Consider the following 14,044-nt stretch of genomic DNA (forward strand, 5'->3'; position numbering starts at 1 on the left):
GCCGCTACGAATGCCACCTATCCTCACCGGAATGACCTCTGAGCGCGCACGGAACTCCGCGAATCACGCCCGAACCGAGTCGACGCGAAAGGTCCTCACTTCGCGGCGCGTCGCCGCGGCCGCCCTTGCCGGCTCGGTTTTGGCGTCCGCGGGGGGACTCGGTTACCTGTTCCTCGGTGACAGCGCGGCAGGCAGCCGGACCGTGGCGATCGTCAACACCGACGCCGGCGCGACCGTGGACGGAAAACCGGTGCGTGCGAGCGACACCCTGATCGACAAGCTCGAGGCGAACGAGGCCTTCGACTGGCAGGTGGTCGACGCGGACGCGGCGGCGGGCGGCGACTGGTTCGCCACGGTGACCGTGCCCGAGGACTTCAGCGAGGCGGTGTCCTCGGTGTGGGGCGCGAAGCCGCGGCAGGCGACCCTCGACCTCGACGTCGCAGGTTCCGACACCGGTGCGTCCGAGGAACTCTCCGGAGTGGTGTCCTCCCAGATCGGCGCGGACGGCATCACGGATCTGCTGGCGGACATGTCCTCGTCGCGGTCGCGGTTCCAGCAGGCGGGAATGACGGCCGGGTTCCTCGCGGCCGGGACGGCCGCGGCGGACGATGCGGCGCAACAGCTCACGGAGGGCGCCGACACTCTGCTCCCGTATCTCGAGACGGCGCGTTCCGGCTCGGTGCAACTGCTGGGCGTCGCCGACCAGGTGGCGGGCGTGGTCGACCAGACGTCGGGGACGGCCAACGATCTCGCGGACCGGTTGAGCGCGCTGGGACTGACGCTGGGCGAGGCGAACGACAGCGCCACCCGGATGCGTACCAGAATCGACGAGGCGATCCGCGTTCTCGACGCCACTCCCGTTGCATCGGACGTGGTCCCGTCGCTCCGTCAGGTCAGTGCCGACCTCGGTCTGTTCTCCTCGCAGCTGGGTTCGGTGCCCGGTCTGCTGGGCGGAGGCGTCGGCCCCGACACGGATCTGGGCGAACTCGTCCGTGTCGCGATGGGTCAGCTGACCGACGCCAGCAATCAGCTGAGCAGCGGGGCGCAGCAACTGAACGACGGCATCGTCCCGATCGCCGATCAGGCACCGGAGATGCTCGAAGGCGCCACCTCGCAGATCGTCGACGGGTTCGCAAAGCTGAAGATGTTATCCGGACAGCTGTCCACCGACCTCAACAACGGTGTCGCGGCGATGCCGGTGCGCACGGCGGCTCAGCAGAACCAGTTGGCGACGGTGCTCGCCGAACCGGTCGCGGTGACCCGCACACTGTCCGCGCCGTCGCCGATCCTCACCGCCGAGCACCTCGCCGTCGGGTTCGGGATCACGACCGTGCTGCTGGCGGGCGCCATCGTGTGGATGGGTTTGCGGCGCAGGGCCTGACCGTCAGCGGGCGTCCTGGATACGACGCCACGGCGTGGCCTGCTCGAGCTCGAACGCCAGCTCGAGCAGAGTCCGCTCGTCGCCGTGGTCGGCGGAGAAGTGCGACGCCAGCGGCAGGCCGCGGGACGTCTCGTGCATCGGCAGCGAGATGGCCGGTCCGCCCGACGCGTTGTTCAACGGCGTGAACGCCGTGTAGGCGATCAACTTGTCGAACAACTCCTCGAAACTCTGTGTCGGCGAAAGATATCCGAGCTCCGGCGTCGTGTGGGCCAGGGTGGGCGACAGGATCACGTCGTACTTCTGGAAGATCTGCGCGTACTCACGGTACGTGCGCCGCAACCGGTAGAGCACCCGGGGAGTCTTCGCGATGTTCTTGCGGTACATCGCGGCGAGTCCGCGCGTCAGATTGTCCGTGGCGTCGCGGTCGAAGTCCGGTCCGAGCATCCGCTTGCCGTTGCTGGAGATGACGAACGACAGGAACCCCCAGTAGATGCAGAAGTCCTCGACGAACGAGGAGTTCACCGGCATCGGGCACTCCTCGACGTGATGCCCGAGGTCCGCCAGCAGATCGGCGGTCGCGTGGACCGACTTGCGGGTCTCGTCGCCCGTGCGGGACACGGTGACCGAGTCGACCACCACCCCGACCTTCAGCCGGGTGCTGCTCGGCCCCTCGACCAACCGGATGGGTGGCAGTGCCGGATTGCGGTAGTAGCGTTCGGCGGCCGCCATCCACCGTGCGGTGTCCCGCACCGAGCGGGTGACGGCGCCCTGCGCGATGATCCGGATCGGCAGCGTCTTGTCCATGGCGTCGGGGACCGTCCGCCCGCGGGACGGTTTCAGGCCGACGAGCCCACACGCGGCCGCGGGTATGCGGATGGATCCGCCACCGTCGTTGGCGTGCGCGATCGGCACGACACCCGAAGCGACGAGTGCGGCCGAACCACCCGAGGACGCGCCCGGCGAGAACGCGAGATTCCACGGATTGTGCACGGCCGCGGCGTCCATGAACTCGGTGGACGCGCTGAACCCGAACTCGGGGAGCCGGCTCTTCCCCAGCGAGAGAACACCTGTGGACAGGTACTGCGTGACGAAGTCGCTGTCGACCCGGGCGGGCTGCGCGGCGAAGGCGACGCTGCCGTGCTGCGTGGGCAGGCCGGCGACGTCGACGTTGTCCTTGACGACGGTCGGCACTCCCGCGAAGACACCCTCGTGCGGGCGGTCCGCCTCCGTCAGCGCACGGTCGAAGTCGGCGAACGCCAGGGCGTTCAGTGCGGGCCCGACCGACTCGGCGCGTGCGATCGCCGCCTCTGTTACCTCGCGGACCGACACCTCCCCGGCAGCGATCCGTGCCGCGAGGCCGGTGGCGTCGAGGTCGCCGAGCGCGTCGTCACGGAAGGCGTGGACGACGGTGTCGTCCCGGGCGGGATTGCTGAACTCGGTCACTTCCGAAGCCTATTGGACGCTCGGCCTGCTCGGAAGGAATTCCGGACCCGAAACGAGCACGAGCGCACAGAAGCGCCGATGACGGCGTTCTGTGCGCTCGGGAACGAGGAGTGTGACTAGCCGATGAGGCCGGCACCCTGGGTGCGGGCACGGTCGAAGCGCTCCTGTGCGTCCGCCCAGTTCACGATGTTCCACCAAGCCTTGACGTAGTCCGGCTTCACGTTCTGGTAGTCGAGGTAGAAGGCGTGCTCCCACATGTCGAGCATGACGACGGGAATGATCGCGGCGGTGATGTTGCCGTGCTGGTCCGTCATCTGCTCGATCACCAGGCGCTGGCCGATGGTGTCGTAGCCGAGCAGAGCCCATCCGGAGCCCTGGATGGTGGTAGCGACACCGGTGAAGTGGGCCTGGAACTTGTCGAAGGACCCGAACTGGTCGTCGATGGCGGCAGCCAGGTCGCCGGTGGGCTTGTCGCCGCCGTTCGGGGACAGGTTCTTCCAGAAGATGGAGTGGTTGGTGTGGCCACCGAGGTTGAAGGCGAGGTTGCGGGAGAGAAGGAGCGCCTTGTCGGCGATCGTGCCGTCCTCACGGGCCTCGGCCATCTTCTCGAGGGCGGTGTTGGCGGCCTTCACGTAGGTCGCGTGGTGCTTGTCGTGGTGCAGTTCCATGATCTTGCCGGAGATGTGCGGCTCGAGAGCTGCGTAGTCGTAGGGGAGTTCCGGCAGCGTGTATTCAGACACGAGGGTCCCTTCTTTGTGGGCGTGCGAGCCCTGATTCTTCCGGGTGCAGACTTCGTGTGATCACGCGTCACACACCCGCCTTCTCTAAACCGTTCTCGGGTATATACCCAATCTCATTGGTACACCCTCCGCAACACCGGGTCTCCCGGGGGCAATTCCCGCACAGGAAAGTTCGGGCACCCGAAAAAAGGCTGTCGCGGTGACACTGGATGTCGTGAGAATTCGTCCGAGCGGTGAACGGAACCTTAAGCTGACGCGATGCCTTCGCTGATACCTGTTGCAGATTCGCACGCGGCCGCGCCGCGTGTGGAGCTCACGGGCGCGAACCTGCTCCGCTTTTTCGCAGTTCTGGCCGTGATCTACTCGCACATTTCGTTCTATCTGATCGACGACCTCGGAACCGGATGGTGGTTCATCGACGTCGTCTACCAAATCCTCGTCGAGCGGGGCGGTCTCAACCAGCATCTGTCCTTTCTCGGGGTCGCCGTCTTCATGATGCTGACCGGGGTGTTGATCACCCGTTCGGCCATTCGTCACGAGCCCGGACAATTTCTGGTCAACCGGCTCGGACGAATCCTGCCCGCATTCTGGGTGGCCGTTCTCGCCGCGATCGTGCTGGTCCGCCTCGGCATCAACGGCATGTTCAGCGGCCAGGACGGGGTGTCGAATGTCGACGCCGCCCTGAGTTTCGTGCTCGGCGGTTTCTTCCTCAAACCCGAGGTGGCGGTTCTCGGGGTCACGTGGACCCTCGCCGTGCAGATCTTCTTCTACTTCGCCTGCGTGGCCGCGCGCCCCGTTCTGCGCACCCTGCCCATCGCGATGCCGATGGCCGGTGCCGCGCTCTGCGCGCTGATCCTGCTCTACAACCTGTACGCGCCGCAGCCGTACACGGTCCCGATGCTCTCCAAGATCGCCGCGACGCTGCCCGCCGTGTTCCTCGGGCAGATCATCTACCTCGGCTGGGCGCGGCTCGCGGACTGCCGGTGGGTCGTCGTCGCCGGTCTGGCCCAGGTCGAGGTCATCCGCCTCGCCACCGACTTCCGCGTGTACTGGGCGGGCGATCACTACCTCTGGACGTTCGCCGTCGTCACCGCGTGCGTCGTGCTGGTGGGCCGATACGACGGTCCCGCGGCGCACTGGGCCGTCGTGCGCTGGACCGCGACGCGCAGTTACGCGATCTACCTCGTCCACACGCTGATCCTCTACCGCGTGTACGAGCACACGGTCGGCTCGTTCGGCGAGACCGGGGCGGTGATCGCATTCCTCGTGGTGACGGCGCTGGTGTCGGAGGCGCTGTACCGGTGGGTGGAGGTCCCCGCCACGGGGTGGGTGACCGCGCGCGTCGAGCGGATGCGGGCGCACTCGGCGCTCGCCCAGGAGACCACTCCGGCACCGCGCGTAGCATCGAATCATGTCTTGGTACGACGAGCTTCTGGGTCGAGCAGCCGCTAAATCCGTGATGGTCACCGCTGAGGATGCCCTCCCCGGTCGCAGTCAGCCGATTCCCGTTCCGGCGACGCACTTCGTCAACGGTCGCCCCCTGCAACCCCCGTTCCCCGAGGGCATGCAGACGGCGGTGCTGGGCATGGGATGTTTCTGGGGCGCGGAGAAGGAGTTCTGGCAACTCGACGGCGTCTACACCACCGCGGTGGGATACGCCGGCGGCTACACGCCCAACCCCACCTACGAGGAGACGTGCTCCGGTCGCACCGGACACACCGAGGTCGTGCTCGTGGTCTTCGATCCGAAGGTGATCTCGTACGCCGAGATCCTCAAGGAGTTCTGGGAGAACCACGACCCCACGCAGGGCATGCGGCAGGGCAACGACCAGGGAACGCAGTACCGTTCGGCCATCTACACGATCGACGAACAGCAGGTGGAGATCGCCGAGGCCACCGGTGAGGCGTTCGAGAAGAGGCTCGCCGAAGCCGGATACGGGGCGATCACCACGGAGATCGCCCCGCTCACGCAGTTCTACTACGCCGAGGACTACCACCAGCAGTACCTCGCGAAGAACCCCGGCGGTTACTGCCCCGTGCACGCCACCGGCGTCAGCTGCCCGGTCGGGCTGCTGAAGCAGGACGAGGTGCCGGCGCAGACCGACATCCTGCCGCCCTCGTAGCCCCCGGTCTCAACCGCGGGTCGCGGACCACGTGAGCACCGCGGACGCCGCGATGGCGCTGACGGTGCGCACGTGGTTCCACCCGGTCCATCCCGACACGTAGTCGCGCCAGTACGCCGCCGAATCGGCCGCGGTGGGATCGATCGCGTCCAGCGCGTTGTTGTGCGGCACGTGGTAGACGACGGTCAGGGCGATTCCCACGAGATACAGCACGCAGGCGATTACCGCGTAGACGGCCGAACCGTCGTGCCGCACCACGCTGACGACCGCGAGCACGATCGATGTCAGTGCGGTGCCGAACAACGCGGTCATGAACCAGAAGTTCGGCGCCTCGCGGTTGATCGCCTGCATCGCCGCGATGCCCTGGGCCGGCTCCAGCCGACCGAGTCCGGTCATGATGAACGTGGAGAACGCGAACATCACGCCGCCCACCACGCCGGCGCCCACCGCCGTGACGATCGTCAGATAGCGCTCCACGGTCAGACCCTCCAGACACCGGCCGCTGCTGCGGCGCGGACATAGTCGGCGAAGTCGCGGGGTGCGCGCCCCAGAGCGCGTTCCACCCCGTCGGTGAGTGATGCGTTGCGCCCGTCCAGCACTTCGTCGAACAGGTAGGTGAGCAGGCCGATCGCGTCGGACGGTACCCCCTGCCCAGCCAGGGCCGTCGAATACTCTTCCGAAGTGACTGGGGTGTACCGGATTTCGCGACCCGTTGCCTCCGCGATCTCGGCGACGGCGTCACCGAACGACAACAACCGCGGTCCGGTCAGTTCGTAGAGTTCGCCGGCGTGGCGGTCCCCGGTCAGTGCGGCGACGGCGATCTCGGCGAGATCGTCGGCGTCGACGAAGGGTTCGAGCACGTGCCCATCGACGGGCAGTGCGAGGTCGCCGGCGAGCAGTGAGTCGAGCATGAAGCTCTCGCTGAAATTCTGGCTGAACCAACTGGACCGCAGGATCGTCCACTCGGCTCCCGCCTTGCGGATCGCGAGTTCGCTGCGCTCGGCCTCGGTTTCGCCGCGACCGGAGAGCAGGACGAGTCGCCGGGCGCCGTTCGCGACGGCCAGGCCCGCGAACTCCTCGACGACCTCCGCCGCTCCCGGCACCGCGAGATCCGGGTAGTAGGCGATGTACACCGAGGTGATTCCGTCCAGTGCGGGCCGCCACGTGTCCCTGTTCTCCCAGTCGAACGGGGGACGGCCGGAGCGGGAGCCGCCCCGGGTAGGTACTTCCGCGGCGGCGAGCCGGGCGAGGACGCGGCTACCGACCTTGCCGGTGCCGGTGAGGACGAGTGTGTGCGGTGTCGTTGTCATGTCTTTCAGTCAAGTCGGCGACGTCGAGACTTTCCATGGTTGAAACGCGCCGATCCATACGCGAGCGTCTACGCTGGATGTGTGGATCCCCTCGCCGGTCTCATCAGTGGTCCCCGTGCCGCAGGCGCGTTCGTGCTCCGCTCGATCATGGAACCGCCGTGGTCGCTGCAGATCGACGACCACGCGCCGCTCAGCCTCGTCGCGATGGGCCGGGGCGAAGCGTGGATCCTCCCGCACACCGGCGAGCCGGTGCAGCTCACCGAGGGTGACGTCGCGATCGTCCGCGGACCCGAGCGCTACGTCGTCGCCGACCATCCGGACACCCCGCCGAACGTGATCATCAACCCCGACCAGAGCTGCACGACGCTCCGCGGGGAACCGCTCGCCGAGGCGATGGACCTCGGGGTGCGCACCTGGGGAAACAGTGCGGGCGGCCGCACGGTCTTGCTGACCGGGACGTACCAGACCCCGGGCGAGATCAGCATGCGACTGCTGGCCGCGCTCCCGGAACTCGTCGTGCAGCGCCGCGCCGACTGGGACTCGCGGCTGGTCACCCTCATGCACGACGAAGTGGTGCGGGACGAACCCGGACAGGAAGCGGTGCTCGACCGTTTGCTCGACCTGCTGCTGATCGCGGTGCTGCGCGCCTGGTTCGCGCGGCCGGCGGCCGAGGCACCGTCGTGGGTGCGGGCGCAGAGCGACCCGGTGGTCGGCAAGGCAATGCGCATCCTGCAGAACAACCCCTCCCGCCAGTGGACCGTGGAGTCGCTCGCCGCGGAAACCGGCCTGTCGCGGGCTGCCCTCGCGCGACGGTTCACGGACCTCGTCGGCGAACCGCCCATGACTTTCCTCGCCGGCTGGCGGCTGTCCCTGGCCGCGGATCTGCTCCGCGAACCCGATGCCACGGTCGCGTCCGTGGCCCAGCGCGTCGGGTACGGGAGCGGATTCGCGCTGAGTGCGGCGTTCAAACGCGTGCGCGGAGTGAGCCCCAAGGAGCATCGTGAGATGGCGGGGAGCAGATGAGTGTATTACGGCACAGTGCCCAAAGACACACCGGATCGACTTGATCTTGTTTGCCTTGCGTACGACCCTGGATGGTAGGGAATTGTCGGCGAGAGGACCGGATCCGGAATGTGGAACAACTCTCCAGCACGGGGGCTGCGTCAGCGGTCGGCCCGTCAGCGGCACAACCCGCTACTCCGGCGCTCGGACCGGATCGAGAACATGCTCACCCTCGCGGTCGTGGTGCTCGCGTTCGCGATGCTGCCCCTGGCCATCCTCGTGGGCGCCCGGACCATCGACAGTCAGCTGACGCTGGCGGAGAAGCAAGTCGCGGACTACCGCACCGTCTCCGCCACCACGCTCGCCGACTCCACCGGCGTGTCCGTCACCTCCGACGTCGCACCGTCGGGCGTCGACACCGCCCCCGCCAAGTGGACGTGGGGTAACGAAACCCGCCACGCCGACATCACCGTCGACCCCGCCACGCCTTCGGGAACGAAGGAAGACATCTGGGTCAACGCCGACGGCAACCTCACCACCGAACCGATGTCGCCGTCCGCGGCACGAGTGGCCGGCGTGATCGCCGGGATGTTCACCTGGTTCGCGGTGATGATGATCGCGCTGTCCGGCTTCCTCATCTGCCGCGCCTCCCTGAACCGCGGCCGCGACGCGCAGTGGGACCGCGACCTCCGCCAGTTCCTGGATTCGACCACCCGGCACTGAGCCCGCTCAGCTGATCGAGCCCCTGAACTCGACCGCCTGCTGCGCAGCCTGCGTCGTGACAGCGATGTCGGCGACAGGGTAGACGTGGAACTCGAAGAAAGGTCCGAATTTCGTCGGACCGTCCAAGATGTCGTTCGGGTCATCCGCCTCGACGAAGGCGAATCCCCCGGTTCCGTCCAGGCGACCGAGGAAATGATGGAAGGTCGCCCCTTCCGCCGGCGTCCATCTCGCGAACACTTCCAGGCTCCGCCGCGCAGCTGCCTCGTTCTCGGCGGCGGACCCACCGTCACGCAGCGTCCAGGTAATCACGTACTTCATTGCACCCTCCCGAGGGCGTGCCGGGATCAGCTCGCAGGGACCGCGCCGAGCTGCTGAAGGAATCCGAGTGTGTCCCACACCTGCCAGGTCTCGGCGATCTTGCCGTCGGCCAGACGATGGATCGAGATCGCATCCACTCGGATCTTGTTTCCGGTCGGCGGAATCCCGTTCATCTCACCGACGTGTGTTCCCGTTCCCGTCCAGCGCACGACGACGCGGTCGCCGGCCGAGAACATCTCCTCGACGGTCCAGTGCCCGTCCACCCCGTTCTGATAGGCCGAGATCGCCGCCGCCATTCCCGCGGGACCCGGCCCACCCGGGACCTGGGGATCGTGCATCTCGTGGTCGCTGCTGAACAGCTCCTCCGCTATCTCGTTCTTCCGATCGTTGTTCATCTCCTCGTAGAATCGACGCACTACCGCTTCTTCCGCAGAACCCATGACAACCTCCGGCGCACTCGAGTGACACGGCCGTTCCGGTCGTACTTCGAGCTTTCCACCGGTGGAAAGGGAACGGAATGTTGCTGAGCACGCCGAATGACCCGGGCAGTCGTCGAGCGGAGGGGTGATGGGCGCGGAGTCCCGACTACGTGATCTGGGGCTGGTGCTGCCCCGCGCCGTCCAGCTGCCGCCGGGGGTGGAGTTGCCGTTCAGCTGGGTACGCGTGCACGGCCGCAGAGTGCTGGTGTCCGGTCACGGGCCGCTCGCCGAGGACGGCACACCCGCCGGACCGTTCGGCTCCGTTCCCGCCGACGTGTCGGCCGCCGATGCCACGCACTCAGCCCGGCTCACCGCCCTCGCGGTGCTGGCAGGGGTTCGCCGCGCGGTGGGCGATCTCGACCGCATCGGTGCGTGGCTCACCGTCACGGGATTCGTCAACGCCGAACCGGGCTACGAGCAGACCACCGCGGTGCTCAACGGGTTCTCCGAGGTGGTGCTCGACGTGTTCGGCCCGGACATCGGCGGCCACGCCCGGACGGCGATCGGGGTGGCCGCGCTGCCCCTCGATCTTCCGGTCGTCGTGGCCGCCGAACTCGAGCTTGCCTAGCTCAGTTGCGGAACGACCTCACTGGCGACCAGTTCCAGGTGGTCGAGGTCGCTCAGATCGAGGGTCTGCAGGTAGATCCGCTGCGACCCCGCCTCGGCGTAGCGGCCGATCTTGTCGACGAGCTCGGCGGGCGACCCGGCGAGTCCGTTCTCCCGCAGCTCGCTCACCTCGCGTCCGATGCTGGTGGCGCGTTTCGCGATCTCCTCCTCGGTGCGCCCGCAGCACAGGACGAGCGCGTTGGAGTACACCAACTCGGTGGGGTCGCGATCGATCGCCTTGCACGCGAGCCGGACCCGTTCGATCACGTCCCGCGTCTCGTCGACGGACTGGAACGGGACGTTGAACTCGTCCGCGTACTTCGCGGCCAGCGCGGGAGTCTTCCTCTTGCCGGTGCCGCCGATCAGGACGGGCGGACCCTGCGGCTGCCGCGGCTTCGGAAGTGCGGGCGAATCCTTGACCGTCACGTGCGTCCCGTCGTAGGAGAACGTCTCACCGAGCGGAGTGCGCCACAGCCCCGTGATCACGGCGAGGGACTCCTCGAGCCGCTCGAACCGCTCCTTCAACGGCGGGAACGGAATGCCGTACGCCTGGTGCTCCTCCTCGTACCAGCCGGCGCCGATGCCGAGGTCGACGCGGCCACCGCTCATCTGATCGACCTGCGCCACCGAGATCGCCAGCGGTCCGGGATAGCGGAACGTCGCGGACGTGACGAGGGTGCCGAGACGGATCGTGGACGTCTCGCGGGCGAGACCCGCCAGCGTGATCCACGCATCGGTCGGTCCGGGAAGCCCCTCGGTGTTCATGGCGAGGTAGTGATCCGACCGGAAGAACGCGCCGTAGCCGAAACGTTCGGCGGCCTGCGCCACCGCCAGAAGATCGTCGTAGGTGGCACCCTGCTGGGGTTCGGTAAAGATTCGCAACTCCATGTGAACCACTCTGCCCGATCCGTGATCGGTACGCTGATTTCATGGCCAAGATCCCACTGAACCTGCCGAAACCGCTGGCCGACAAGCTGCCCGACGCGTTCGGAGGCTCCGGCGCCGGCGTGGTGCCGGTGGTGCGACTGCAGGGGATGATCGCGTCCGGCGGAGCGGGGTTCGGGCGGGCGCTGAGCGCGGAATCCGTCGAGGAACCGTTGCGACGCGCGTTCACCACGCACGGTGCCAAAGCGGTGGCGCTGTTGATCAACAGCCCCGGCGGGTCGCCGACGCAGAGTGAATACATCGCCGCCCGCATCCGTCAGCTCGCCACCGAACACGAACTGCCCGTGCTCGCGTTCTGCGAGGACGTCGTCGCGTCCGGCGGCTACTGGCTGGCCTGCGCGGCCGACGAGATCTACGCGACCGCCACGTCGGTGGTCGGCTCCGTCGGTGTCATCTCGGCGGGCTTCGGGTTCTCCGAACTGATCGACCGGCTGGGCATCGAACGGCGGCTGCACTCGGCCGGCGAGGCGAAGGCCCGCCTCGACCCGTTCTTCGCCGAGAAGTCCGAGGACGTGCAGTGGCTCGAACAGATCCAGGAAGGCATCCACGACGAGTTCCGCGACTGGGTGGTCGGCCGCCGGGGGGACAAGCTGAAGGCGGACGGGGCCGAGTTGTTCAACGGCGACGTCTGGCTGGGACGCCGCGCCGTCGAACTCGGCATCGTGGACGGGATCGGAACACTGCGCGAGGTGGTGGAGAAGCGGTTCCCCGACGCCACCCTCGAGATGACCGGGCCGCGCCGCTCCCTCTTCGCGAAGCTCGGGCTGCCCGCTGCGAGCTGGGACGACGTGGCCGCCGCGATCGTCGGCGCGGCCGGTGCCCGCGTCGCCTGGTCGCGGTACGGGCGGTAACTACTTCGGCACGACGACCCCGACCGGGCCCGCGCCGATACACAGCGACAGGTCCGGGGTCAGGGTGCTCACCCGCACGCTCTGCCCGCCGCCGGTGAGTCGCACGAACACCGAATTCGGGCCGCGGTGCACCGGCACCCGCACCGGGCTGCCGACCTCCATGGCGACGGCGATCTCACCGTCCGCGGTGGCCATGTAGTTCAGCTGCGCAGTCCACTCCCAGCCGGTCAGCGGTCCGTCCAGGGGAAGCGGGACGAAACTGCGCTGGTCGACCAGGTGCCCGCAGTCCGGAACCGGTCCGGGATCGATCGCGCGCACCCACGTGACCTGGGCGTCGACCACCGAACCCGCGTCGTCGATCATCCGGAGGTCGGGGGTGCTGTCGGAGAACTCGGGGCGGTCGCGCAGCGGGGCGAAGACCCGGCTCACCAGGTTGTTCGGGTACGCCACCGGCAACAGCACCCAGATGGACGCAGGCTGCTGGAGGATCGGCGCGTCATCCCGTTCGGCGAGCGACGCACGCGCGGTCGCGAGGTACGCGGTGGTCGGGTTCTCCTCCCAACTGCGGGTGAACGTGTACGTCGACCACAGGCTGCTCGCGACGAACGCGACCACGGCGGCGACGGACACCAGCGGCCGCACCCGGACCGGGTCGGCGCGTCGGCGGGGTGCACGGGCGATCACGGCGACGGCGATCGCGAGGATCACCGCGGTGTCCGTGTAGTAGCGCAGCGTCTGCGCGAGTTCGTAGGTGGTGTCCGCGCCCCAGCGGGTGACGACCATCGCGGTCACCGACAGCAGGAAATACGCGGCCGTGAGGACCCACACCCAGCCGATGCGGCGCTTCAACCGGACCGTCGCGACGACCGCCGCGACGAGGACCACCCAGCCGACCACCTCCAGCGCCGTCGACGGGGAGGCCCACGGGGGACTCGGAATCCACCGATCCCACGTCCACGGCCCACCCACGAACGTGGGCAGCAGTCCGAGCGACGTGCCGTGGTGGAACAGTTCGAACGCGCGCGACGCACCCGCCCATTCCCACTGTGAGGCGACGGTGGAGAAGTAGAACGCCGCCCACACCGCGAGCACCGCCGCCGACGGGAGCCAGAGGGCCGCGCCTCGCCGCAGCGTCGACCGCACCGGCCGCTCCCGCTCGCCGACGTGCGCGAGCAGAGCCACGGTCGCGAACGCCGCGAACGGGACCACGACGGACTTCTCGAAGAACAGCAGCGACGCGATCAGCACGAGCGTGCCCGACACCGCGTACCGCCGCCGCCCGGTGCGGCACAGTTCGAGGGCGTCGCGCGCCACCCAGGCCAGCGCGATCTGCAGGGGCAGTGCGTTGAGTGCCGCCGCCCACCAGGCGAATGCCGGCACGGTCAGCGGGGAGAACAGATAGATCGCCAGCGGAACGAGAAGGACGGGTCGTGGACCGAGGATCGTGCGAAGTAACCGGAAGACCGCATACGACGCGACCGCCTGCAACGCGATCATCGTCAGCATCGGCAGGATCCACTGATACGGCGCCACCCGCGTCGCGATACCCGCCACCAGGAAGGCCCCGGGCATGAGATGACCGTCGTGGTCGTAGAGCAGCAGGTCGGCGGAGAGCAGCGGGAGGCTTCCACCGCGTCCGGCAAGGATCAGATCGTCCCAGTAGAAGTCGCTGCGGGCGGCCACCCACGTCCGCACGAGAAGTTGCACCACGACGAGGGCGGCGGCCACCTGGAGGACACGGGCGGGCCCGAGGAGCCACCGCGATCCGACGTCGTCCGTCATCGTTTTCCGAGATTACAGATCGGGTGGAACCAAACCGCGCCGGGCCGCGTCAGATCAAGTGTCGGGACGTTTTCGCCCGGCACAGGTGGGGGAGACGACGGCCGGTCCGGAGTTCTCGGGTCGCTTCGCGGGCGATCCGAACTGGAGGGGTAATTCCGGGCCGAGCCGTCGGTCACCGAGTCCGATTGTTCACCGAGCTGCGATGTCAAGTTCATCCACCGTTGTGGACCGTTCATCCGAAGCTGTCAACAATCGCGGATTCGCATGCGCTCTGACCTGTGTATGAGCACTACTCACACTGTCCATAACTGTGTATGAACCTGTGGAAACTGTGGATAACTC

At 67.8% G+C, this 14,044-nt stretch carries 15 protein-coding genes; 7 read left to right on the forward strand and 8 right to left on the reverse strand.

All coding sequences use genetic code 11. The features are described 5' to 3' along the window. Positions 1 to 31: 31 nt before the first annotated feature. Positions 32 to 1,381: a YhgE/Pip domain-containing protein gene (locus HGB39_RS04330; RefSeq protein ID WP_005562568.1), complete on the forward strand. Its 1,350-nt coding sequence runs from the start codon at positions 32 to 34 to the stop codon at positions 1,379 to 1,381. Between the two features lie 3 nt (positions 1,382 to 1,384). Here HGB39_RS04330 and HGB39_RS04335 read toward each other — a convergent pair whose 3' ends face one another. After that, positions 1,385 to 2,824 (reverse strand): amidase, encoded by a 1,440-nt coding sequence (locus HGB39_RS04335; RefSeq protein WP_005562566.1) that lies wholly within the window; start codon positions 2,822 to 2,824, stop codon positions 1,385 to 1,387. Between the two features lie 116 nt (positions 2,825 to 2,940). Continuing rightward, the gene (locus HGB39_RS04340; protein ID WP_005260485.1) at positions 2,941 to 3,564 is read right to left on the reverse strand and encodes a superoxide dismutase; all 624 of its coding nucleotides are present in this window, start codon (positions 3,562 to 3,564) and stop codon (positions 2,941 to 2,943) included. Positions 3,565 to 3,822: 258 nt separating this feature from the next. On the opposite strand from HGB39_RS04340, the gene HGB39_RS04345 reads away from it, so the two are divergent. Further along, entirely contained in the window at positions 3,823 to 5,016 is a 1,194-nt protein-coding gene (locus HGB39_RS04345) for an acyltransferase family protein (protein ID WP_051055367.1), read from the forward strand. Continuing rightward, a complete protein-coding gene (gene msrA / locus HGB39_RS04350) occupies positions 4,976 to 5,686 on the forward strand; it encodes a peptide-methionine (S)-S-oxide reductase MsrA (RefSeq protein ID WP_043787771.1) in 711 nt (236 codons plus the stop codon). Before HGB39_RS04345 ends, msrA begins: the two co-directional genes overlap by 41 nt. Before the next feature lie 9 nt (positions 5,687 to 5,695). Here the strand turns inward: msrA and HGB39_RS04355 are convergent, their stop codons facing one another. Continuing rightward, on the reverse strand, positions 5,696 to 6,163 hold the full coding sequence (locus HGB39_RS04355; RefSeq protein WP_005260482.1) for an anthrone oxygenase family protein: 468 nt from the start codon (positions 6,161 to 6,163) through the stop codon (positions 5,696 to 5,698). A gap of 2 nt (positions 6,164 to 6,165) precedes the next feature. Then, the gene (locus tag HGB39_RS04360; RefSeq protein ID WP_005562561.1) at positions 6,166 to 6,996 is read right to left on the reverse strand and encodes a Rossmann-fold NAD(P)-binding domain-containing protein; all 831 of its coding nucleotides are present in this window, start codon (positions 6,994 to 6,996) and stop codon (positions 6,166 to 6,168) included. A gap of 81 nt (positions 6,997 to 7,077) precedes the next feature. Between HGB39_RS04360 and HGB39_RS04365 the strand changes: the two genes are divergently transcribed. Beyond that, on the forward strand, positions 7,078 to 8,019 hold the full coding sequence (locus HGB39_RS04365; protein ID WP_005562559.1) for an AraC family transcriptional regulator: 942 nt from the start codon (positions 7,078 to 7,080) through the stop codon (positions 8,017 to 8,019). A 108-nt stretch (positions 8,020 to 8,127) separates the two neighbouring features. Further along, positions 8,128 to 8,721 (forward strand): Rv1733c family protein, encoded by a 594-nt coding sequence (locus HGB39_RS04370; RefSeq protein WP_043787769.1) that lies wholly within the window; start codon positions 8,128 to 8,130, stop codon positions 8,719 to 8,721. A gap of 6 nt (positions 8,722 to 8,727) precedes the next feature. Here HGB39_RS04370 and HGB39_RS04375 read toward each other — a convergent pair whose 3' ends face one another. Next, a complete protein-coding gene (locus tag HGB39_RS04375) occupies positions 8,728 to 9,039 on the reverse strand; it encodes a DUF3303 domain-containing protein (RefSeq protein ID WP_005562556.1) in 312 nt (103 codons plus the stop codon). Between the two features lie 26 nt (positions 9,040 to 9,065). Then, positions 9,066 to 9,479, reverse strand: coding sequence for an ester cyclase (locus HGB39_RS04380; RefSeq protein WP_005562554.1), 414 nt, complete (start codon positions 9,477 to 9,479; stop codon positions 9,066 to 9,068). 127 nt (positions 9,480 to 9,606) lie between these two features. Here HGB39_RS04380 and HGB39_RS04385 point away from each other — a divergent pair, with 127 nt between their 5' ends. Continuing rightward, positions 9,607 to 10,086: a RidA family protein gene (locus HGB39_RS04385; protein WP_005562552.1), complete on the forward strand. Its 480-nt coding sequence runs from the start codon at positions 9,607 to 9,609 to the stop codon at positions 10,084 to 10,086. On the opposite strand, the gene HGB39_RS04390 is transcribed toward HGB39_RS04385, so the two are convergent. Beyond that, the gene (locus HGB39_RS04390; RefSeq protein WP_005562550.1) at positions 10,083 to 11,012 is read right to left on the reverse strand and encodes an LLM class F420-dependent oxidoreductase; all 930 of its coding nucleotides are present in this window, start codon (positions 11,010 to 11,012) and stop codon (positions 10,083 to 10,085) included. The genes HGB39_RS04385 and HGB39_RS04390 overlap by 4 nt on opposite strands. A 41-nt stretch (positions 11,013 to 11,053) precedes the next feature. Between HGB39_RS04390 and HGB39_RS04395 the strand changes: the two genes are divergently transcribed. After that, on the forward strand, positions 11,054 to 11,920 hold the full coding sequence (locus tag HGB39_RS04395; protein WP_005248879.1) for a S49 family peptidase: 867 nt from the start codon (positions 11,054 to 11,056) through the stop codon (positions 11,918 to 11,920). Here HGB39_RS04395 and HGB39_RS04400 read toward each other — a convergent pair whose 3' ends face one another. Further along, positions 11,921 to 13,702: a hypothetical protein gene (locus HGB39_RS04400; protein WP_005562546.1), complete on the reverse strand. Its 1,782-nt coding sequence runs from the start codon at positions 13,700 to 13,702 to the stop codon at positions 11,921 to 11,923. It lies immediately after the preceding gene. Positions 13,703 to 14,044 lie beyond the last annotated feature (342 nt).

Origin of the sequence: Rhodococcus opacus (assembly GCF_012396235.1) — a bacterium.
Lineage (GTDB): Bacteria > Actinomycetota > Actinomycetes > Mycobacteriales > Mycobacteriaceae > Rhodococcus_F > Rhodococcus_F opacus.